This is a genomic window from Nonomuraea sp. JJY05 (assembly GCF_043496855.1).
GTDB lineage: Bacteria > Actinomycetota > Actinomycetes > Streptosporangiales > Streptosporangiaceae > Nonomuraea.
On record NZ_JBIEIS010000011.1, the window covers coordinates 133,339 to 153,587 of the forward strand.

The 20,249-nt window shown below is 73.2% G+C and carries 19 protein-coding genes and 1 riboswitch; of the genes, 10 read left to right on the forward strand and 9 right to left on the reverse strand.

Annotated features, from left to right (window positions below; all coding sequences use genetic code 11):
- The first annotated feature begins 109 nt into the window (after nucleotides 1-109).
- The 4 genes from ACFKCF_RS19225 (at nucleotide 110) to ACFKCF_RS19240 (ending at nucleotide 1,814) form a co-directional block, all read left to right on the forward strand.
- Nucleotides 110-676 carry a GNAT family N-acetyltransferase gene (locus tag ACFKCF_RS19225; RefSeq protein WP_394495303.1) on the forward strand — a complete coding sequence of 189 codons (567 nt, stop codon included), beginning with the start codon at nucleotides 110-112 and terminating at the stop codon, nucleotides 674-676.
- On the forward strand, nucleotides 673-870 hold the full coding sequence (locus ACFKCF_RS19230) for a hypothetical protein (RefSeq protein WP_394495305.1): 198 nt from the start codon (nucleotides 673-675) through the stop codon (nucleotides 868-870). Before ACFKCF_RS19225 ends, ACFKCF_RS19230 begins: the two co-directional genes overlap by 4 nt.
- A gap of 81 nt (nucleotides 871-951) precedes the next feature.
- A complete protein-coding gene (locus ACFKCF_RS19235) occupies nucleotides 952-1,164 on the forward strand; it encodes a hypothetical protein (protein ID WP_394495307.1) in 213 nt (70 codons plus the stop codon).
- Nucleotides 1,165-1,511: 347 nt separating this feature from the next.
- Nucleotides 1,512-1,814, forward strand: coding sequence for a single-stranded DNA-binding protein (locus ACFKCF_RS19240; protein ID WP_394495308.1), 303 nt, complete (start codon nucleotides 1,512-1,514; stop codon nucleotides 1,812-1,814).
- A 916-nt stretch (nucleotides 1,815-2,730) separates the two neighbouring features.
- Here ACFKCF_RS19240 and ACFKCF_RS19245 read toward each other — a convergent pair.
- The gene (locus tag ACFKCF_RS19245) at nucleotides 2,731-4,089 is read right to left on the reverse strand and encodes a hypothetical protein (RefSeq protein WP_394495309.1); all 1,359 of its coding nucleotides are present in this window, start codon (nucleotides 4,087-4,089) and stop codon (nucleotides 2,731-2,733) included.
- A 530-nt stretch (nucleotides 4,090-4,619) separates the two neighbouring features.
- Here ACFKCF_RS19245 and ACFKCF_RS19250 point away from each other — a divergent pair.
- Complete coding sequence (locus tag ACFKCF_RS19250) at nucleotides 4,620-5,573, forward strand: helix-turn-helix transcriptional regulator (RefSeq protein ID WP_394495311.1); 954 nt, start codon at nucleotides 4,620-4,622, stop codon at nucleotides 5,571-5,573.
- A gap of 174 nt (nucleotides 5,574-5,747) precedes the next feature.
- Here ACFKCF_RS19250 and ACFKCF_RS19255 read toward each other — a convergent pair whose 3' ends face one another.
- From ACFKCF_RS19255 to cobF, 3 genes are all read right to left on the reverse strand, one after another.
- The gene (locus ACFKCF_RS19255) at nucleotides 5,748-6,350 is read right to left on the reverse strand and encodes a superoxide dismutase (RefSeq protein WP_394495313.1); all 603 of its coding nucleotides are present in this window, start codon (nucleotides 6,348-6,350) and stop codon (nucleotides 5,748-5,750) included.
- Nucleotides 6,351-6,402: 52 nt separating this feature from the next.
- Complete coding sequence (locus ACFKCF_RS19260) at nucleotides 6,403-6,831, reverse strand: Fur family transcriptional regulator (protein WP_394495314.1); 429 nt, start codon at nucleotides 6,829-6,831, stop codon at nucleotides 6,403-6,405.
- Nucleotides 6,832-7,103: 272 nt separating this feature from the next.
- Entirely contained in the window at nucleotides 7,104-7,853 is a 750-nt protein-coding gene (gene cobF, locus ACFKCF_RS19265) for a precorrin-6A synthase (deacetylating) (RefSeq protein ID WP_394495316.1), read from the reverse strand.
- Between the two features lie 62 nt (nucleotides 7,854-7,915).
- Between cobF and ACFKCF_RS19270 the strand changes: the two genes are divergently transcribed.
- From ACFKCF_RS19270 to ACFKCF_RS19285, 4 genes are read left to right on the forward strand one after another with little or no spacing between them, the layout of a single operon-like run.
- Nucleotides 7,916-8,302, forward strand: a complete 387-nt coding sequence (locus ACFKCF_RS19270; RefSeq protein WP_394495317.1) for a TIGR03618 family F420-dependent PPOX class oxidoreductase — start codon at nucleotides 7,916-7,918, stop codon at nucleotides 8,300-8,302.
- Nucleotides 8,299-9,513: a precorrin-6y C5,15-methyltransferase (decarboxylating) subunit CbiE gene (gene cbiE / locus ACFKCF_RS19275; protein ID WP_394495318.1), complete on the forward strand. Its 1,215-nt coding sequence runs from the start codon at nucleotides 8,299-8,301 to the stop codon at nucleotides 9,511-9,513. The genes ACFKCF_RS19270 and cbiE overlap by 4 nt, the downstream gene beginning before the upstream one ends.
- On the forward strand, nucleotides 9,510-10,265 hold the full coding sequence (gene cobM, locus ACFKCF_RS19280; protein ID WP_394495320.1) for a precorrin-4 C(11)-methyltransferase: 756 nt from the start codon (nucleotides 9,510-9,512) through the stop codon (nucleotides 10,263-10,265). Before cbiE ends, cobM begins: the two co-directional genes overlap by 4 nt.
- A complete protein-coding gene (locus ACFKCF_RS19285) occupies nucleotides 10,250-11,047 on the forward strand; it encodes a cobalt-precorrin-6A reductase (RefSeq protein WP_394495321.1) in 798 nt (265 codons plus the stop codon). The genes cobM and ACFKCF_RS19285 overlap by 16 nt, the downstream gene beginning before the upstream one ends.
- Here ACFKCF_RS19285 and cobJ read toward each other — a convergent pair.
- Genes cobJ through ACFKCF_RS19300 form a run of 3 tightly spaced genes read right to left on the reverse strand, consistent with a single transcriptional unit; the run spans nucleotide 11,038 to nucleotide 14,533 of the window.
- Nucleotides 11,038-12,528, reverse strand: coding sequence for a precorrin-3B C(17)-methyltransferase (gene cobJ, locus ACFKCF_RS19290; protein WP_394495323.1), 1,491 nt, complete (start codon nucleotides 12,526-12,528; stop codon nucleotides 11,038-11,040). The two genes, ACFKCF_RS19285 and cobJ, sit on opposite strands and share 10 nt — an antisense overlap.
- A gap of 5 nt (nucleotides 12,529-12,533) precedes the next feature.
- Nucleotides 12,534-13,154 carry a precorrin-8X methylmutase gene (locus ACFKCF_RS19295; RefSeq protein ID WP_394495325.1) on the reverse strand — a complete coding sequence of 207 codons (621 nt, stop codon included), beginning with the start codon at nucleotides 13,152-13,154 and terminating at the stop codon, nucleotides 12,534-12,536.
- Nucleotides 13,151-14,533: a precorrin-3B synthase gene (locus ACFKCF_RS19300; protein WP_394495327.1), complete on the reverse strand. Its 1,383-nt coding sequence runs from the start codon at nucleotides 14,531-14,533 to the stop codon at nucleotides 13,151-13,153. The genes ACFKCF_RS19295 and ACFKCF_RS19300 overlap by 4 nt, the downstream gene beginning before the upstream one ends.
- Nucleotides 14,534-14,603: 70 nt before the next feature.
- Nucleotides 14,604-14,729, forward strand: a riboswitch (cobalamin riboswitch).
- A gap of 53 nt (nucleotides 14,730-14,782) precedes the next feature.
- Between ACFKCF_RS19300 and cobN the strand changes: the two genes are divergently transcribed.
- The gene (cobN, locus tag ACFKCF_RS19305) at nucleotides 14,783-18,370 is read left to right on the forward strand and encodes a cobaltochelatase subunit CobN (RefSeq protein ID WP_394495328.1); all 3,588 of its coding nucleotides are present in this window, start codon (nucleotides 14,783-14,785) and stop codon (nucleotides 18,368-18,370) included.
- On the opposite strand, the gene ACFKCF_RS19310 is transcribed toward cobN, so the two are convergent.
- Both ACFKCF_RS19310 and cobO read right to left on the reverse strand, forming a co-directional pair.
- Entirely contained in the window at nucleotides 18,325-19,653 is a 1,329-nt protein-coding gene (locus ACFKCF_RS19310; protein ID WP_394495330.1) for a cobyrinate a,c-diamide synthase, read from the reverse strand. The genes cobN and ACFKCF_RS19310 overlap by 46 nt on opposite strands.
- Nucleotides 19,647-20,249, reverse strand: coding sequence for a cob(I)yrinic acid a,c-diamide adenosyltransferase (gene cobO / locus ACFKCF_RS19315; protein WP_394495332.1), 603 nt, complete (start codon nucleotides 20,247-20,249; stop codon nucleotides 19,647-19,649). The genes ACFKCF_RS19310 and cobO overlap by 7 nt, the downstream gene beginning before the upstream one ends.

Sequence of the window (20,249 nt, forward strand, 5' to 3'; positions counted from 1 at the left end):
CCGCTCGGCAGTCATCATGCGGCGAACAGTAGAGATCACCACCGACAACCGCGCGGCCGCTATCTTGGGCCAGGCACTTTGAACGCTCACCGGACGAACGAGGACCCTCATGTCGTATACGGTCCGGCCCCTGGACGCCGCCAGCTGGGCCACCTTCGCGGAGCTCGTCGAGCGCAACAACGGGATCTTCGGCGGGTGCTGGTGCGTCGGGTTCCATCCGGAGGGCGCCCAGAGGGGGCCCGGCCGCCGCGCGGTCAAGGAGGACCGGGTCCGTACGAGTCGCGCTCATGCCGCGCTCGTCCTCGACGAGCACGGCGCCGCGCAGGGATGGTGCCAGTACGGCAGCCCCGATGAGCTCCCCAGCATCAAGCACCGGCGCGCGTACGACAAGGACGCGCCGCCGCGCCCGGACTGGCGGATCACCTGCTTCTACGTCGACAAGCGGCATCGCGGCCAAGGCGTCGCGCGGATGGCCCTGGAAGGCGCGCTCGACCAGATCGCCCGGGCCGGGGGCGGCCTCGTCGAGGCCATCTCCGAGGTGACCACCGGCCGCGAGAGGCCGGGCCGTTTCCTGTTCAGCGCGACCGTCGAACTCTTCGAACAGTACGGATTCACCCGCGGCCGGCAGGTCGGCAAGCAGGCGTGGATCGTGAGCAGGGTGGTCGATCCGGCGTGAGCTGTGCGGTCGCCGGGCCGTTCCTGCCGGAGGTGGCCGGCCAGGTCGATCCGGGCCGGGCGGCGGCCTGCTCGATCCACCACCAAGAAGACTCCAGGCCGGCTGACTTTCCGGACGTCCATGAGTTGCGTGCCGACGACACCGTCGGCGGGCGCGGCGCCCGTTCGGACGGCGAGCCGGGAACGGCGGTGTAGCTCACAGCCCGCCGCCACTGGCCGTTTCGGGGGTGGACGGGCGGGGATCCGGTGCCGATGCTGGGATGGAGTGCTGTCGTCGTGATCATCGGCCGACTGGAGAGCCGCATGCAGATCCGTACCTGGACTCGCCGTACCGCCGCCTCGGCCGCCGCACTGGTTGCCGTGCTGGCGCTGTGCACCACCCCGGCCAGCGCGAATGCCGGGTCGTCCGCCAACACGAACGTGGTCCGCCCGCCGCAGTGCGCCATGGTGCTGGCCGACGGCGAATCGGGTACCAAGCGCCCGGTGTGAGTCCGCCTGCCGGCCGCAGCCAGGCTGGGGCCGGCAGGCACGTGAGCCGGACGGCCGCCACGGTGCTGATCCGGACGACCATGGCGGCCCGGCCTTCGCCGACGTCGATCACGTGCACGGTCAGGGCATACGCCATGCCGGGGCGGCCTCGACCTGCGCGGTGAGCACGTTGTCGCCGTACAGGGCGTGGTGGAAGTCGCCGGAGACGATCGGGCGGACCTCATCGCGGTCGCCGAGCTGGGCCGCTCCGCCGAGTGCTGAACGAGAGTTCGGGCGCGTGCCACGTCTGCGTGCAGCACCTCGACGGCGCGGAGCGCCCGGTCCACGGCTCTGGTGTCCTCCGGCCCATGCTCGATATCGAGGTGGCGGACGTCCACCTGGGACGACAACTCTTACGATCGCCGCTCATCAGCTCACCTGCGTCTTATCCCGAGAGTGGCAGTGTCATGGTCAACGACATCACCACCTGCCAGCCCAACGAGCGGAAGGACCGCAATCCCGTCTTCATGACCTGCGACATCTGGCACCAGCAGGCCGAGCACATCGCTGGGAGTCTTCGGCGCGGCACGCGCGTCATGGTCGAAGGCCGCCTACCACGTGCGCGGACACCCGCTCCCAACACCACACCGTTGATGGCCCACCAGCGCTGAACAGCATGTACGAAAGGACCAAGCCACATGCATCCCGACGTGTTATCTCGCCGGGCACGCCAAAACGGATGGGACGTACAGCCGACCCCCGCACCGTCAGGCCTGAGGATCACCCTGTTGCGGGGTGTCTGGCGCCTGGACGTCGCGTTCGCCGATCGCGTTCCCCAGGCCGCGGCCATCGCCGGGCCTGATTGCCGGGAAGGCCGCCCGGTCAACCTCCGTTCGATCAACGGCCTCCTACGGGCCACGCCGAGAGAGATCGGCGAACGGGCTCGTAAGGCCATCGCGGGGAGGCCGCCGGCACCAGCCCGCACCCGCGCGTACGGATCCAGCGTGGCTCCACCGCCCCGCCACCGCACGGAAGGTGAGCGCGGCCTCTGAGGTCTCCTCCCAGAACGGGCGACGAAGCCGGCATCCACGTCGACCGCACCCTCGACGCCCCACCAGCCCGACGCCGACCCCGAGCGGCGGCGGGCACATCGTCAACAGCAGATGCGCGACCGCGGCCGACAGCGCGATCGCGACTGGCACTTGGCCCTGCTCGCCGGATTCTGGAGGGCGCGCAGTCGCTCACCGAACTGGCCGACCCGCGAGCGGCCGACGTGTGGGCCGCACCGGTGAGCGACCCCACACTGGCTGGGGACAGACGCACCACGGCCGCGCGGGAACTGGCTGAACTGGATGACGGGCGAGCTGTCGGCCTGCTCGCCGCGCCGGCCGCCGACCCGGGCCTGCACGGTCTCTACCGCGTGGCTGCGGCAGCAGTGCTGGCCGAGCTGGATGACGTACAGGGCTGTGCCCACCTGGCCGCGCCGGCCACCAACTCCGCCCTTGACGACCCTTATGGCATGGCAGCGGCACTGCGAGTGAAGGCGGACGCGGGGGTGCTTCCCCGGCCCGCCCTACCGACTCCCTCCTATGACGTCAGCCGGGTGAACTGGCTGATCGCCCCCCGCGCGTGGACACCCAAGCTGTAGACGACCTGCGAACTGGCGGGAGCGAGCACCGGGCCGGCGTGGTTCATCACCCCCGTCGGCCCGATCGGGCGGCACCATTGCGGCAGGCCCTCTCCGATGCATCCGGCGTACGTCAGGTCCCCTTGAGGAGAACGGCGCAGGTGGGTGACCGCTCCCCACGCGAAGGCCGGGCCCTGGGTGCTCCCGTAGACGCTCGTGCCGTCGGCGGTGACCGCCACGTCGACGTACTGGCCCTGGGGACCGGTGGCACGGCACCCTGCGGCGTAACCGATGCAGCCCCAGTAGGCGATGTTCCCGGTGGTGGTGTCGCGGTGCAGATGCGTGACGCCACCCGGTCCCGACACGTAAAGACTGTCGCCGGCCTGGGTGATCGCGCCCTGGGTGACGCCGAGCAGGCCGTCGGTGACGGGGATCGCGCAGCCGCCGGCCCCGGACTCGCCCACACATCCCGCCTCCGCGAGCGAGCCCGTGGTGAGGTCTCGCCGGAAGTGCGTCACCGAGCCGGGCCGCTGGGCGACGACGTAGAGGCTGCGCCCGTCGGCGCTGACGACGACGTCGCCCGAGGATGTCATGACGCCGGTACGGCCGATCGGGGTGCAGCCCGGCATCGCCTCCCCGATGCAGCCGCTGTACGCCAGGCGACCGGTGCCGCCGTCACGCCGCAGGTGGTAAACCGCGCCCTTGCCGCCACCTGCCGCGTACAGGTACAGGTCGCGGCCGTCCGCGGTCGCCGTCAGCGCATTCTGCGACGTCGCCCAGGCGGCGAGTCCGGGCAGGGCCGCCACGCTGCCGCATGACGGATCCCACACGCAGAAATCCGTCGCGAGGTCGCCGTTGGCCTCCGTGGTGAAGCCGACCACGGCGGCGGGAGTGGACACGTACACGTGGCCGCCCGCGCTCACCACGGCGCCGGCGGCGTACAGGCGGCCCGGGATCTCCTGGCCGTCCACCTTCGTCGGCCGGCACCCCGGAAGACCCCCCATGCAGCCGGTGAGGGACAGCGTGTCGTTGGCGGCCCGGCGGAACGTGGAAATCGCCGGCTGCGCCGTGCCTGATCCGCCGTCGCCGCCGGCCACGACGTAGACGGTGCTCCCGTTGCCCGGCAGCGTCGCCGCCGACGCCCAGTCCAGCGGATTGACCGGGCCGATGTCCACGGCACCGGGCACGTTCCGGGCGATCGTCCGGACGAAGACGAGGTCACCCACCGCTGCCTGCGCGCTGGTGGGAAACCCCACGATCAATGCCAGTGCCGCGGCGATCCCCGCGGCCCACCGTCTTGTACGGCCAAGTGCCAGCACGTTTGTGCTCCTTTCGTCAGATCGACGATCGGAGATGGCCTTGCCGTAGGGAACGCTCCCCGAATTATCCGTACAAGCCCGTACAGACAGCGGCCCCTCTCGCGCCCTCCCGGCTGCCGCCCGCCGATGATGCGGGGCGTTCGCCCACGCTTGCCGGCACGGCCGGCTCCCAGCCGTACGCCGGTGCAACGGCCACCGCGAGAAATGTCATATCTCAGGACATAATAAGCACATCAACAAATGTCCTTACACAAGAGGCCGAGCGTTCTTGACTTTCGACATCTAGCCACCTTTTCATGAGCGACCTAAAATAAAGAGTCCGGCGGGCAGAAAAAGGGCTGCGGCTTGCCACAAAATCACAGGAAGTCCCGACGAAAGGGAAACGCGATGGTCGAGACTCGCACCACCAGAACCGAGGCCGGGTGACAGACGGTGAGGGGCGGCTCGCTCGTGAACTGTGCGCGGCGCTCGGGCCGCCCGCCACCCCGGCCGACGTCGGCGCGGCGATCTCGCAGATCGTCAGACGCCAGGTGGCGCACGACGCGCTCCGGCTGGTCGGCCTGAACCCGGCGATCGGCATCGGCCTGGGCGCGTTCAGCTTCTGGCACGAATATCAGCCCGCGCTGATCAGCGCCTTGGTGCTCAACCGCTATCTGCACGGCGACCCATGCCCACTGCCGGCCCTCGCCCGGCAGAGCGTGCCGGTGTGCGTGGTCGGCGCGGGCGCCGGAGACTGCCGGCGCAACACGCTGATCCGGCGGGTCCTGGCCTCCCACGGGGCGGGCAGCGAGCTGCGCCTGCTGATACGGGACCGCCATGGGGTGTGGGGTCTGCTCGGCCTGCTTCGCGCCGAGGGCGCCAGACCCTTCGGCGAGAGGGACTTCCACCGGATCCAGCAGCTCGCCCCTGCTCTGCTCACGGCGTTGCGCGGATATGTGACGACCGGCCCGCTGACACCCACCGTTCCGGCGCTGCCGACGGGCGTCATCACGATCAGCCCTGACCACACGGTCCGATCGATCTCGCCTCAGGCGCGCGCATGGGTGCGGCAGATGTGGCCGGCCGCCGGCAGCGGGGTGCCGGATTGGATCGCCAACGCGTTCTGGGTCGGCCTGTCGCTGCACGTACGCGCGCATACTCGCGATCCGCACGCCTGGACGCCGCTGATCTGTGCGCCGGCGGCGAATTTCGGGCGCTGGATATTGATCCACGGCCAGCCACTGGACGAGAACGGCGACAGCGACGTGGCCATTCTCATCCAGGCGGCCGGCGGCAAACTGCTGCTGCCGTCATTTTGCGATTGGTACGGCATCACAACCGGCGAACGCCGCGTCATCGAATATCTGTACGCCGGGGCCTCGGCGAAACAGATCGCCCGAACCCTGGATCTTTCCACCTACACCGTCAACGACCATGTGAAATCGGTGTACCGGAAGACCCGGGCACAGAGCCGGGACGAACTCATCGCGGCGATCGCCGGCTGACCGCCGCTCCCCGATCGGCCGACCGAGCCGGGCAACCGACTTCGACCGGCACTCCCACCTCGGAACGCACCTCACGGCCAGCCCGCCCCGGGCACCTCGACCTCGACCGTGAGCACCCACCGGCCCCGCGGACCAAGCTCGGGCCGATGGGCGGGCGTCGCCGGCATCGGGACGTCAGGCGCCGCGGGCGGCGTCGTAGCGGGCGATGACGTCGTTCCAGTTGATCAGGCCCCAGAGCTTCTCGACGTAGTCCGGGCGCACGTTGCGGTACTGCAGGTAGTAGGCGTGCTCCCAGGCGTCGAACACCAGCAGCGGGGTGGTGTTCATGCCGACGTTGCCGTGGTGGTCGTAGACCTGCTCGACCACCAGGCGGCCGCCGAGCGGCTCCCAGGCCAGCACGCCCCAGCCCGAGCCCTGCACGGTGGCGGTGGCGGTGGTGAGCTGCTTCTTGAACGCGTCGAACGAGCCGAAGTGCTCGGTGATCGCCTCGCCCAGCTCGCCGTCGGGGCGGTCGCCGCCGTCCGGGGACAGGTTCTGCCAGAAGATCGTGTGCAGGACGTGCCCGGACAGGTTGAACGCGAACGTCTTCTCCAGCCCGACCAGGCCGCCGAACTCGCCCTTGTCACGCGCCTCGGCCAGCCGCTCCAGGGTGTCGTTGGCGCCCTTGACGTAGGCGGCATGGTGCTTGGCGTGGTGCAGCTCCAGGATCTCCCCAGTGATCGCGGGCTCCAGGGCCGCGTAGTCGTACGGCATGTCCGGAAGGGTGTACTCGCCCATGGGCGCCTCTCCTCGAAAGGTGTTACTTGCAAATATCTTGCAATAACAATAATCATGCAAGTAACTGGCGTCGACATCGACGGCAGTAACCGTGCAGCACCTGGCCGACGGGATCCATCGCGAAGCCGGTGCTCTCCATGACCGCCGCCTCCGCCGCGGCGAGGCGGTCCGCGGGGAGCTCGACGAGTACGTCGCAGCGGCGGCAGATCAGGTGGTGGTGAGGCGTCGCCGCGAGGCCGAAGAGCGTCTCACCGGCGTGGTCGATGCTGTGCAGGACGCCGTGGGCGGTCATCACCGTCACGTTCCGGTAGACGGTGGACACGCTGATCATCTCGTACGTGGAGATCACCAGCCGGTGCAGGCGCGGCACGCTGAGGTGGGTCGCCGCCTCGCGCAGGGCGGTCAGGATCGTCAGCCTCGGCACGGTCTTGCGCAGGCCGAGACGGGTCAGCGTCTCCCCCAGCTCCTCCTCTCCGCTCATGCCGGCCACGGCCGGAAGGGGAACGCCTCACGGAGCACCGACGGCATGGCCCGTGAGGGCACGAGCCACCCGGCCGCGGACACGTCCCGCCCCGGTGCACCCGACGGCGCGTTCGCCGTCGACAGCGCCCAGGGCCCGTACGCGCCACCCCCCGAACCTCCGAACGCGGGCACCTCGATGTGCGACCACCTCCCCGGTCCGCTTCAGATGATCAGTTTGCATTGAATATGCTCTTGCAAACAACAGGCGATTAAGCGAACCAGGGCGGGCCGTCAGGACTTCAGGCGACGCAGGAGGTACGTGTCCATGATCCAGCCCTTGCGGGCCCGCGCCTCCGCGCGCAGTTCGCGGATGCGCTCGCCCACCTCGGCCACCGGCCCCGAGACCAGGATCTCGTCGGGCGTGCCCAGGTAGGCGCCCCAGTGGATGTGGAAGTCGTCGAGGCCGGCGAAGGAGCAGTGGGCGTCGAGCATGACGACCACGTCGTCGGCCGTGGGGCCGTGCTCGGCCAGGCGCCGCCCGGTGGTCAGGTGCACGGGCCGCCCGACCTGGGTGAGGCCGGTGCGGTGGCGGGCGGTGAGCGCGGCCACGCTGCTGATGCCAGGGATGACCTCGTACTCGAACGTCACGTTGCCGCGCTGGAGGATCTCCTCGACGATGGCAAGCGTGCTGTCGTACACGCCCGGGTCGCCCCACACCAGGAACGCCCCGGTCTGGCCGTCGCGCAGCTCGTCGCGGATGAGCGCCTCGCAGGCGAGCGCGCGGCGCGAGCGCCAGTCCTCGACGGCGGCGGTGTACGCCGGGGTGGTCCGGTCGCGCTCGGGGTCGCGGGCCTCGGCGATCCGGTACGGCGCGCGGCCGTGCTCGGCGATGAGATCGAGCCGGAGCTGGACCAGTTCGTGCTTGACCTCACCCTTGTCCACGATGAGGAACACGTCCGTGGCGCCGATGGCCTTGACCGCCTGCAGGGTGAGATGGTCGGGATCGCCGGCGCCGATGCCGATGACGAGTAGCCGCTTCACTCGCAAGAGTCTGCCAGAACGGCGGATATACGATATGCCTCGCAAATCACCCAAGGAGGGCCGTGAATCTCGTCGAACAGGGCGACGCCTTCGCCGCGTTCTGGCAGGAGCGGCACCTGTGCACGCTCTCCACCGCGCGTCCCGACGGCCCGCCGCACGTGGTGCCGGTGGGCGCGACGCTGGACCTGGCCACCGGCATCGCCCGGGTGATCACCTCGGGCACCTCGGTCAAGGCCCGGCTCATCGGCGCCGACGGCGCGCCGGTGGCGCTCTGCCAGGTGGACGGCCGCCGCTGGTCCACCCTGGAGGGCCGGGCGATGCTGCGTACGGAGCCTGAGCAGGTGGCCGACGCCGAGCACCGCTATGCCGCCCGCTACAAGCCGCCCCGCCCCAACCCGTCGCGGGTGGTCGTGGAGATCCACGTGACGCGCGTCCTGGGCAACGTGTGATCACGGTCGTCGGCGTCGGCGCGGACGGCTGGGACGGGTTGTCCCCGGACGCGCGGCGGGCGCTGGAGGCCGCCGAGGTGCTCATGGGCGGGCACCGGCAACTCGGCCTCGTGCCCGCGCCGGCGGTCGAGCGCGTGGCCTGGCCCTCACCGCTGCTGCCCGCGTTGCCCTCGCTCATGGAAGCGTACGCCGGGCGCGAGGTGTGCGTGCTGGCCAGCGGCGATCCCCTGTTCTACGGCATCGGCTCCACGCTGGTGCGGCTGCTGGGCGCGGCGAACATCCGCGTGGTGCCGCACGTGTCGTCGCTGTCGCTGGCATGCGCCCGGCTCGGCTGGCCGGTGGAGCAGGTGGACGTGGTCAGCCTCGTGGGCCGTCCCCCGGCCGCGCTGAACGCCGCGATCCTGCCGGGGCGGCGGCTCGTCGTCCTCGGCGCCGGCCGCGACTCCCCCTCCGTCGTGGCCGGGCTGGCGACCGGGCTCGGGTACGGCCCCAGCCCCATGACCGTCCTGTCGGACCTGGGCGCGGACTCGGAGAGCGTCCTGACGGGAACGGCGGAGACCTGGGAAGCGCAAGCACCCGAGCCGTCCCCGCTGAACGTGATCGCCCTCGACTGCGTCCCCGCGCCCGGCGCCGAACCCCTCCCCCGTGTCCCCGGCCTGCCCGATGCCGCGTTCGAGCACGACGGGCAGCTCACCAAGCGGGAGGTCCGCGCCGTCAGCCTGTCGCGGCTCGCCCCGCTGCCCGGGGAGAGGCTGTGGGACGTGGGCGCGGGGGCGGGCAGCATCGCCATCGAGTGGATGCGCAGCCACCCGGCGTGCGCGGCCGTGGCGATCGAGAGCAGGGCCGACCGCGCCGCCGCCATCGCGCGCAACGCCGACCGGCTCGGCGTCCCGTCGCTGCGGATCGTCGAAGGCCGGGCGCCCGCCGCGCTGGCGGGCCTGCCGGCGCCGGACGCGGTGTTCGTCGGCGGCGGCGCGACCGTGCCCGGGCTGCTGGAGAGCTGCTGGGCGGCGCTGCGGCCCGGCGGCAGGCTGGTGGCCAACGCCGTCACCCTGGAGTCGGAGTCCGTCATCGCCCGGTGGTACGCCCGGCTGGGCGGCGACCTGGTGCGTATGTCCGTGCAACGGGCCTCGCCCGTCGGCTCCTTCACGGGCTGGCGGGCCGCGATGCCGGTGACCGTGTGGTCGGTCACCAGGAAGGACGTGCCGTGACCGTGTACTTCATCGGGGCGGGCCCCGGCGCCGCCGACCTGATCACGCTGCGCGGCCTGCGGCGGCTGCAGTCGTCGCCGGTCTGCCTGTACGCGGGCTCGCTCGTGCCCCGCGAGCTCCTGGACGCCTGCCCCCTGGGAACGAGGCTCGTCGACACCGCGAACCTGACCCTCGACGAGATCGTGGTCGAGCTGCTCACCGCCCACCGCGCGGGCCTGGACGTGGCGCGGCTGCACTCCGGCGACCCGTCGGTGTTCAGCGCGGTGGCCGAGCAGATGCGCAGGCTGGACGAGCTCGGCGTGCCGTACGAGGTGGTCCCCGGGGTGCCGGCGTTCGCGGCGGCGGCGGCCTCGCTGGGCAGGGAGCTGACCGTGCCCGGCGTCGGCCAGACCGTCATCCTGACCCGCACCTCGGCGCGGGCCACGCCGATGCCCGAAGGGGAGGACCTGAAGACCCTGGGCGCGAGCGGCGCCACGATCGTGCTGCACCTGGCCGTGCAGCGGATCGACGCGGTCGTGGCGGAGCTGCTGCCCTCCTACGGGCCGGACTGCCCGGTGGCGGTGGTGGCGCGGGCCAGCAGGCCCGACGAGGTGATCCTGCGCGGCACGCTGGCGGACATCGCCGGGCGGGTCCACGAGGCCGGGATCCGGCGTACGGCGGTGATCGTCGTCGGCCGGGTGCTGTCGGCCACGCAGTTCCCCGACAGCCACCTCTACAGCTCGGAGCGGGCACGGCCGTGCGACGGGTCCTGATCCTGGGCGGCACGGCCGAGGCGCGGGCGCTGGCCGCCGATCTGGCCGGCCGTGGCGTTCACGTGGTGTCGTCGCTGGCCGGGCGGGTGAGCAACCCGCGGTTGCCGGTCGGGGAGGTGCGCGAGGGCGGGTTCGGCGGGCCGGACGGGCTGGCCGCCTGGCTGGCGGCCGAGCGGATCGACGCCCTGGTGGACGCCACGCACCCGTTCGCCGCGCGGATGACGGCCTCGGCGGCCGAGGCGGCGGCGAGGACGGGGGTGCCGCTGCTGGTCCTGCGCCGTCCGGGCTGGCGGGAGGGGCCGGGCGACGCCTGGCGGCGCGTGCCCTCCCTGCACGAGGCCGCCGCACGACTTGCCGAGGTCGCCGCACGACCGTCCGAGGACGCGACACGACCGTCCGAAGCCTCCGCACGGCCGGGCGGCGGCGGCACGGTGCGGGTGTTCCTGACCACCGGCCGCCGGAGCCTGCCGGTCTTCACCGGCCTGCCCGGGGTGTGGCTGCTGGCCAGGTCCGTCGAGCCGCCCGAGCCGCCGGTCCCGGACAACGTGCGCGTCCTGCTGGACCGCGGCCCGTACACGGTCGAGGGCGAACGTGCCCTCATCCGCGATCATCGGCTGGACGTGCTGGTCACCAAGGACAGCGGCGGGCCGATGACCACCGCCAAGCTGGTCGCGGCCCGCGAGCTCGGCCTGCCGGTGATCATGGTGGACCGGCCGCCGCTGCCCGCCGGCGTCCGGCTGGTGGAGAGCGCCGCTGAGGCGGCCGCCTGGGCTCAGGGGTAGCGGCGCGGCGTGTAGACCACGCCGCGCTCGGTGACCCGGGTCGTCGAGGAGCCGACGATCAGCAGGCAGCGCATGTCCACCTGTGCGGGATCGAGCTCGCCGAGCGTGGTGACGGTGACGCTCTCCCGCTCGCCGCCGACGTTGCGGCCGATCACCACCGGGGTGGCGGCGTCGCGGTGCTCCAGCAGCAGGTCACGGGCGGCGGCGACCTGCCACGTACGGCTGCGCGAGGCCGGGTTGTAGATCGCCAGCACCAGGTCCGCCTTCGCGGCGGCGCTCAGCCGGTCGGCCACCACCTCCCACGGCTTGAGCAGGTCCGACAGCGACAGCACGCAGTAGTCGTGGCCCAGGGGCGCGCCGACCCGGCTGGCCACGGCCTGGGCCGCGGTCAGCCCGGGGACGATCCGCACCGGTACGTCCGGGAAGTCCGCCGCGATCTCCAGCACGGCGCCGGCCATGGCGAACACGCCCGGATCGCCGGAGGACACCACGGCCACCCGCGCGCCTTCGCGGGCCAGCTCCAGCGCGTGCCGGGCGCGCTCGGCCTCGAACCGGTTGTCGGTGCGGTGGCGGCGCTGGCGCGGGTTCGGGGCGACCCGGTCCACGTACGGGCCGTACCCGACGAGGTCGGTCGCCGCCGCCAACGCCTCCTGCGCCTCGGGCGTGAGCCACGGCCGCCCGGCGGGCCCGAGGCCCACCACGACCACCTCGCCCCCGGGCTCGGCCCGGCTCCCGGCCGCGGGCCGTTCGGGGACGAAGGTCCGCTCGGCGGGGCTGGCGAGCAGGGCCAGGGAGAAGTACGGCACGCCGTCGGCGTCCACGTCCTTGAGCGGCGCGACGCGTTCGGCTCCCATGGTGGCGCGCTCGACGTACCAGGCGTCGTCCAGCCGTCCGGCCTCCGCCAGCGCGTCGCGGACCTTCTCGAACGTCCGGCCCAGCTTGAGCACCGCCGCCGAGTCGGTGCCGCGCAGCTTGTCCGCCAGCACCTCGGCGGGCAGCGTGCCGGGCAGCACGGTCAGCACCTCGTCCCGCTCGACCAGCGGCCGGCCCAGCACGGCCGAGGCGGCGCTGACGGAGGTGACGCCGGGCACCACCTCGGTCGGGTAGCGGTGGGCGAGCCGCTTGTGCATGTGCATGTACGAGCCGTAGAACAGCGGATCGCCCTCGGACAGCACGACCACGGTCCGGCCCGCGTCCAGGTGGGCGGCCAGCCGCTCGGCGCAGTCGGCGTAGAAGTCGTCGAGCGCGCCCTGGTAGCCGCCGGGGTGGTCGGTGGTCTCCGTGGTCAGCGGGTAGAGCAGCAGCTCCTCGATCTGCCCTTCCTTCATGTACGGCAGCGCGATCGAGCGGGCGATGCTGCGGCCGTGCCTGGCGGCGTGGTAGGCGATCACGTCGGCCTCGCCGATCAGCCGGGCCGTCTTGACCGTGACCAGCTCGGGATCCCCCGGGCCGAGCCCGACCCCGTACAGCCGTCCCGTCATCGCCATCACTCCGTCTCGTTCGCGATGGCGTTGACCGCCGCCGCCGTCATCGCACTGCCGCCGCGACGGCCGTGCACCACCAGATGTTCCAGGTCGCTGTCCGCCAGCGCCCGCTTGGACTCGGCCGCGCCGATGAACCCCACCGGGATGCCGAGCACGGCGGCGGGCCTGCCGGCGCCCTCGGCGACCAGTTCGAGCAGCCGGAACAGCGCGGTCGGGGCGTTGCCGATCGCCACCACCGCGCCGTCGAGGCGGTCGCGCCACAGCTCCAGGGCGGCGGCGCTGCGCGTGGTGCCGAGCCGTTCGGCCAGCTCCGGAACGCCGGGGTCGCCCAGCGTGCACACCACGGCGTTGTCCGCGGGCAGCCGCCGCCTGGTCACGCCGGAGGCGACCATCTGCGCGTCGCACAGCACGGGCGCGCCCCGGCGCAGCGCCTCGCGGGCCCGGACGACCACGGCGGGCGACCAGCCGAGGTCGGCCACGAGGTCGGTCATGCCGCAGGCGTGGATCATCCGCACCGCCACCTGCGCGACCTCGGGCGGCAGCCCGGTGAGGTCGGTCTCGGCACGGATGGTCGCGAACGAGCGCCGGTAGATCTCGGCCCCGTCGCGGATGTAGTCGCTCACTGATGCCTTTCCTGGTATCCGTCGCCGGTGGCGACCATCTGGACGACCCGGCCGCGCGGCAGCCCGCAGCGCCGCTCGCAACCGGCCCAATGCACGGGCGCCGCCGGAGGGCCGTCCAGGGTCGCCACCCAGCGCCGCGCGTCCTCCTGGACGTCGGCCAGGGACTTGGCGCAGCCCGGACGGCCGGTGCAGGCACTCACGCCGGCCCACGGCGACGCCGGATCCGTCACCAGCCCGGCCGCCTCCAGCGTTCGCGCCGCCCGGCCGGCGGCGGCGGGCGGCAGGTCGAGGAGCACGACGGTCCGCCACGGCGTGAACCGGACGGACACGTCTTCGCCGGCCGCGCTCTTCGGACCGGCCGCGCCCTCCGGACCGGCCGCGCCCTCCGGACCGGCCGCGCCGGTGATGCCCTCCGGACCGGCGGCTTCGGGCACCTCGGCCGCTTCAGCGATGGCGCGTGCCTGGGCGGCGGACAGCCGTCCGAGCGGCACCACGACCTCCAGCGCCACCCGCCCGTCCCGCTGCTCGACCCGCCCGGCACGCGACGCCGTCGGCCGCGGCGGCGGGGTGGCGGTGGCGCGGTCGGGGGTGCCGGAGCCGTGGAGGGAGGTGCCGGGGGCGCGATCGGTGGCGCCGGTGACGTCGAGAGGGGTGCCGGCGCGGTCGGGGGTGGCGGTGACGTCGAGAGGGGTGCCGGCGCGGTCGGGGGTGGCGGAGGTGCGGAGGCGGGTGGCGATGCGGGCCGGGCCGTGGTCCAGCTCCGCGATCCGCCACGCGCCCCGCTCCCCTCCCGGCCGTTCGTCGAGGAACGCCTCGGCGGCGGCGATCATGCGCTCGGCAGCGACGTCCGCCGCCACGGCGAACCCGGCGTCCACCCCCGCCAGCAGCAGCCGCCCGTCGAAGAACGTGACGTCGGCCTCCAGCGCGAGCATGTCGCCGCTGCCCTCGTCCACCGCGAACAGGAACCGCCCCGGCAGCTCCGCCAGGCGGGGCCGCGAGCACAGCGCCCGGTCCAGCGCCTCCACCAGGGGCTGCGGGTCCAGCAGGCCGGGGCCGGTGCGACCGCCGAGCGGCGAGGCCACGATGTTGCGTACGCGCTCGTGCGCCTGCGACGGCAGCAGGCCGGCGGCGGCGATCCGCTCGGCGAAGGCGGCGGGTGAGCGCAGGCCGCGCACCTGGACGTTCGCCCGGGAGGTCAGCTCGATCAGGCCCGAGCCGAGGTCGGCCGCGCAGGCGGCCAGCTCGCGCAGCCGGCCGGAGGAGATCGCGCCGCCGGGCAGGCGGACCCGGGCCAGCGGGCCGTCGGCGGCCTCGTGCACCTGTAGCGCCCCCGGACACGCGTCGGGACGCAAACGTCCGGAAAAGTCGGCTATGGACACGATCAGGATGGTAACGCCACTTCTGGCGGAGGCCGCTCCTGTCGTAGGCTCCCTGTAGGCGATGGCTAGGGAGGAAGCCGGTGCGAATCCGGCGCGGTCCCGCCACTGTGACCGGGGAGCGAACCCCACCGCAGGCCACTGCCCGGCGACGGGTGGGAAGGCCGGGGTGAGCGCTGATCCGGGAGCCAGGAGACTCCGGCCGTCGCGACACCCGCGACCGGGGCGAGGACCCCGAGGGAGGATTGCGCCGTGCCTGGCGACAGCCGTACCGTCCTGCTGCTCTCGACCTCCGACACCGACCTGCTGAGCGCTCGCGCGAGCGGTGCCGCCTACCGGTGGGGCAACCCGGCCCGGCTGGCGGCCGGGGACCTGCCCGCCCTGCTGGAGGGCGTCGACGTGGTCGTGGTGCGCCTGCTCGGCGGGCGGCGCGCCTGGGAGGAGGGCCTGGACGCGCTGCTGGCCGGCCCTCGTCCGGTGGTGGTGCTGGGCGGCGAGCAGGCGCCGGACGCCGAGCTGATGGAGCTGTCCACGGTCAGCGGCGGCGTCTGCGCCGAGGCTCACGCGTACCTGGCCCACGGCGGGCCGCCGAACCTGGCCGAGCTGCACGCGTTCCTGTCGGACACGGTGCTGCTGACGGGGCGCGGGTTCGCGCCGCCGGAGGCCACGCCCTCCTGGGGGGTGCTGGAGCGCGACGCGCGGCCCGGGGAGGGGCCCGTGATCGGCGTGCTCTACTACCGGGCGCATCACCTGGCGGGCAACACCGCGTTCGTGGAGACGCTCTGCGCGGCCGTCGAGGACGCGGGCGGGCAGGCGCTGCCGGTGTTCTGCTCCTCGCTGCGCACTGCCGAGCCCGAGCTGCTCGACACGCTGCGCGCCGCCGACGCGCTGGTGGTGACCGTGCTGGCGGCGGGCGGCTCGCGCCCCGCGACGGCGGGCGCGGGCGGCGACGACGAGGCGTGGGACGTGGGCGCGCTGGCCGCGCTCGACGTGCCGATCCTGCAGGGGCTCTGCCTGACCACCGGCAGGCGGGCGTGGGAGGAGAACGACGACGGGCTGTCGCCGCTGGACGCCGCCTCGCAGGTGGCCATCCCGGAGTTCGACGGGCGGATCATCACGGTGCCGTTCTCGTTCAAGGAGATCGACCCCGAGGGGCTGACCGTCTACGTCGCCGACCCCGAGCGGGCCGCCCGGGTGGCGGGCATCGCGGTACGGCACGGGCTCCTCCGGCACACCCCGCCAGCCGAGCGCCGCCTGGTCGTGATGCTGTCGGCGTACCCGACCAAGCACTCCCGGGTGGGCAACGCGGTCGGCCTGGACACCCCGGCCAGCACGGTCCGGCTGCTGGCCCGGCTCGCCGAGGCCGGCTACGACCTGGGCGAGGGCTTCCCGGGCGTGGCCGAGCAGGACGGCGACGCGCTCATCCACGCGCTGATCGCCGCCGGCGGCCAGGACCAGGACTGGCTGACCGAGGAGCACCTGGCGGGCAATCCCGTACGCATCTCCGCCGCGTCCTACGAGCGCTGGTACCGCACCCTGCCCGAAGAGCTGCGGACGGAGATGGAGCGGCACTGGGGGCCGCCGCCGGGTGAGTTGTTCACGCACGAGGGCGACATCGTGCTGGCGGCGCTGCGGGCCGGGAACCTGGTGGTGATGGTGCAGCCGCCGCGCGGCTTCGGCGAGAACCCGATCGCCATCTACCACGACCCCGACCTGCCGCCCAGCCACCACTACCTGGCCGCCTACCGCTGGCTGTCGGCAGAGTTCGGCGCGCACGCGATGGTGCACGTGGGCAAGCACGGCAACCTGGAGTGGCTGCCGGGCAAGTCGGCCGGCATGTCCGCCGCGTGCGGCACCGACGCGGCCATCGGCGACCTGCCGCTGGTCTACCCGTTCCTGGTGAACGACCCGGGCGAGGGCACGCAGGCCAAGCGGCGGGCGCACGCCGTGCTGGTGGACCATCTGGTGCCGCCGATGGCGCGGGCGGAGACGTACGGCGACATCGCCCGGCTGGAGCAGCTGCTGGACGAGCACGCCACGATCGCGGCCATGGACCCGGCCAAGCTGCCCACCATCCGGGCGCAGATCTGGACGCTCATCCAGGCCGCCCGGCTCGACCACGATCTGGGGCTGGCGGACCGGCCGCACGACAGCGAGTTCGACGACTTCATCCTGCACGTGGACGGCTGGCTGTGCGAGGTCAAGGACGCGCAGATCCGCGACGGCCTGCACGTGCTCGGGCAGGCGCCGGTCGGCAAGGTGCGCGTGGACCTGGTCCTGGCGATGCTGCGCGCCCGGCAGATGTGGTCGGGCCGCGAGACGCTGCCGGGCCTGCGCGAGGCGCTCGGCCTGGCCGAGGACGGCACGGAGGGGCTCGGCAGCGTGGACCGGGCCGAGGCGGCCGCCCGGGCGCTGGTGGAGGCCATGGAGGAACGCGGCTGGGCGCCGGACGCAGTGGCGGAGGTCGCGCGCGAGGTGCCGGACGACCGGCGCGACCTCGTGACGCGGGTCCTGACCTTCGCCGCCACCGAGATGGTGCCGCGCCTGGCCCGCACCACCGACGAGCTCGACCACGTCCTGCACGCTCTGGACGGCGGCTACGTTCCCGCCGGGCCGAGCGGCTCGCCGCTGCGCGGCCTGGTCAACGTGCTGCCGACCGGCCGCAACTTCTACTCCGTCGATCCCCGCGCGGTCCCGAGCCGGCTCGCGTGGGAGACCGGCCAGGCGATGGCCGAGTCGCTGCTGGAGCGCTACCGGGCCGACACCGGCGAGTGGCCGCGTTCGGTGGGGCTGTCGGTCTGGGGCACCAGCGCCATGCGGACGGCGGGCGACGACGTGGCCGAGGTGCTGGCCCTGCTCGGCATCCGCCCCGAATGGGACGAGGCCTCGCGCCGGGTCACGTCCCTGGAGCCGATCCCGCTCGCCGAGCTGGGCCGGCCCAGGATCGACGTGACGGTGCGCATCAGCGGCTTCTTCCGCGACGCGTTCCCGCACGTGGTGGCCATGCTCGACGACGCCGTACGGCTGGCCGCCGGGCTGGAGGAGCCGTACGAGGACAACTACGTGCGCGCCCACGTAGCCGCGACCGGCGGCGACGAGCGCCGGGCGACCATGCGCGTCTTCGGGTCGGCGCCGGGCGCGTACGGGGCCGGGCTGCTGCCCCTGATCGACAGCCGCAACTGGCGCGACGACGCCGACCTGGCCGAGGTGTACGCGGTGTGGGGCGGCTTCGCCTACGGCCGCGACCTCGACGGCGTGGCGGCCCGCCCGCAGATGGAGGACGCCTACCGCAGGATCGCGGTGGCCGCCAAGAACGTCGACACCCGCGAGCACGACATCGCCGACTCCGACGACTACTTCCAGTACCACGGCGGGATGATCGCCACCGTCCGCGCGCTGACCGGCCGGGCCCCGGCCGCGTACGTCGGCGACAGCACCCGCCCCGACGCGGTGCGCACCCGTACCCTGTCGGAGGAGACCGCGCGCGTCTTCCGGGCCAGGGTCGTCAACCCGCGCTGGCTGGCCGCGATGCGCCGCCACGGCTACAAGGGGGCCTTCGAGCTGGCCGCCACGGTCGACTACCTGTTCGGCTACGACGCCACGACCGGGGTGGTCGCCGACTGGATGTACGACAAGCTCGCCGAGACGTACGTGCTCGACCCGGAGAACCAGGCGTTCATGGCGCAGTCCAACCCCTGGGCCCTGCACGGCATCGCCGAACGCCTGCTGGAGGCCGCCGAGCGGGGCATGTGGCAGCACCCCGACCCGGAGGTCCTGCGCGGCCTGCAGGAGGTCTACCTCAAGACCGAGGGCGACCTGGAGGACGACACCAGCCGCTGAGCCGTCATCGGCTGCCCGGCCCAGTGCAGGTGCAGGTAGGACGCGGTCACCAGGGCATCGCCGAACCCGTCGGCGCCACCCTCCCACCGCAACAGCGGCTCGCCCGCGTACTCGACGGCGGTGCGGTGGAACTCGTGCCCCCGGAAGCGCTCGCCCGGCTCCGTCAGCGGCGAACGCCTGAGCGCGACCGCGTCCCGGTAGCCGAGCGTCAGCCTCGACGTCATGCGCGCCCGGCCCGGCACCCGCCCGCACATCCGCCGCCCGTCCAGCTCCTCGCACAGGTAGAGCAGCCCGGCGCACTCGGCGGCGATCGGGCCGTGGAAGGCCGCGACCTGCTCGCGCAGCGGTTCGTTGGCGGCCAGCTCGGCGGCGTACACCTCGGGGAAGCCGCCGCCGATCACGAGCGCCGCGGTCCCGTCCGGCAGCCGCTCGTCCCCCAGCGGGTCGAACACCGCGACGTCCGCCCCGGCCGCCCGCAGCAGCTCGACGTGCTCGGCGTAGCCGAACGTGAACGCCGGCCCGCCCGCCACCGCCACCACCGGCCGGTCCTTCCGCTCCCCCCGCGCGGGCTCCCAGGGGACCGCGTCCAGCCGCGGAGCCGACGCCGCCAGCCGGAGCAGCGCGTCGAGGTCGCACGAGCGGGTCACCAGCGCGGCCAGCCGGTCCACCGAGGCCAGCGCCTCGGCCTCGCGTTCGGCGGCGGGCACCAGCCCCAGATGCCGCGACGGCGTGGAGACGGCGTCGTCGCGGCGGATCGCCCCCAGCACCGGCACCCCCGACGCGGCCAGCGCGGACCGGCACAGCTGCTCGTGGCGGTCCGAGCCCACCCGGTTCAGCACCACCCCGCCCACCCGCACCCGGGGGTCGAACGTGGCGAACCCGTGCACCACCGCCGCCACCGACCTGCTCTGCCGCGCCGCGTCCACCACCAGCACGACCGGCGCGTCCAGCAGCCGGGCCACGTGCGCCGTCGAGGCGAAGTCGGTGTCCCCCTTGCCGTCGAACAGCCCCATCACGCCCTCGACCACCGCCACGTCGCACCCCGCCGCCCCGTGCAGGAACAGCGGCCGCACGCGCTCCTCACCCACCAGCCACGGATCCAGGTTGCGGCCGGGACGCCCGGTGGCCAGCGCGTGATAGCCGGGGTCGATGTAGTCCGGGCCCACCTTGTGCGGCGAGACCCGCAGCCCCCGCGCCCGCAGCGCCGCCATCAGCCCCGTGGCCACCGTCGTCTTGCCGCTGCCCGACGACGGCGCGGCGATGACGAGCCGGGGAACTACCACTCGATACCCTTCTGTCCCTTCTGCCCTGCATCCATGGGGTGGCGAACCTTGCCCATCTCCGTCACCAGGTCCGCCACCTCGATCAGCCGCTCGGGCGCGTCCCTGCCGGTGATCACCACGTGCTGGTTTCCGGGCCGCCCGGCGAGCGCGGCCACCACGTCGTCCAGCTCCAGCCAGCCCCACTTCAGCGGGTACGTGAACTCGTCCAGCACGTAGAACCGGTACGTCTCGGCCGCCAGATCCCGCTTGATCTGCTCCCAGCCCTCACGGGCGTCGGCCGCGTGGTCCTCCTCGGAGCCCGGCCGCTGGATCCACGACCAGCCCTCGCCCATCTTGTGCCAGGTCACCGAGCCGCCCTCGCCCGTCTCCCCGAGCACCTTCAACGCCCGTTCCTCGCCGATGCGCCACTTGGCCGACTTCACGAACTGGAACACCCCGACCGGCCACCCCTGGTTCCAGGCCCGCAACGCCATCCCGAACGCCGCCGTCGACTTGCCCTTGCCGGGACCGGTGTGCACGATCAGCAGCGGCCGGTTGCGGCGCTGCCGGGTGGTGAGGCCGTCGTCGGGCACGACGGCGGGCTTTCCCTGCGGCAT

Coding starts and splice junctions, on each gene's coding strand:
- ACFKCF_RS19260 (WP_394495314.1), bottom strand. CDS start 6,831: ATGAGCGGAGAGGAGGAGCTGGGGGAGACGCTGACCCGTCTCGGCCTG.
- ACFKCF_RS19240 (WP_394495308.1), top strand. CDS start 1,512: ATGCTCGATATCGAGGTGGCGGACGTCCACCTGGGACGACAACTCTTA.
- cobJ (WP_394495323.1), bottom strand. CDS start 12,528: ATGACGGGACGGCTGTACGGGGTCGGGCTCGGCCCGGGGGATCCCGAG.
- cobO (WP_394495332.1), bottom strand. CDS start 20,249: ATGCCGCAGGGAAAGCCCGCCGTCGTGCCCGACGACGGCCTCACCACC.
- ACFKCF_RS19255 (WP_394495313.1), bottom strand. CDS start 6,350: ATGGGCGAGTACACCCTTCCGGACATGCCGTACGACTACGCGGCCCTG.
- ACFKCF_RS19225 (WP_394495303.1), top strand. CDS start 110: ATGTCGTATACGGTCCGGCCCCTGGACGCCGCCAGCTGGGCCACCTTC.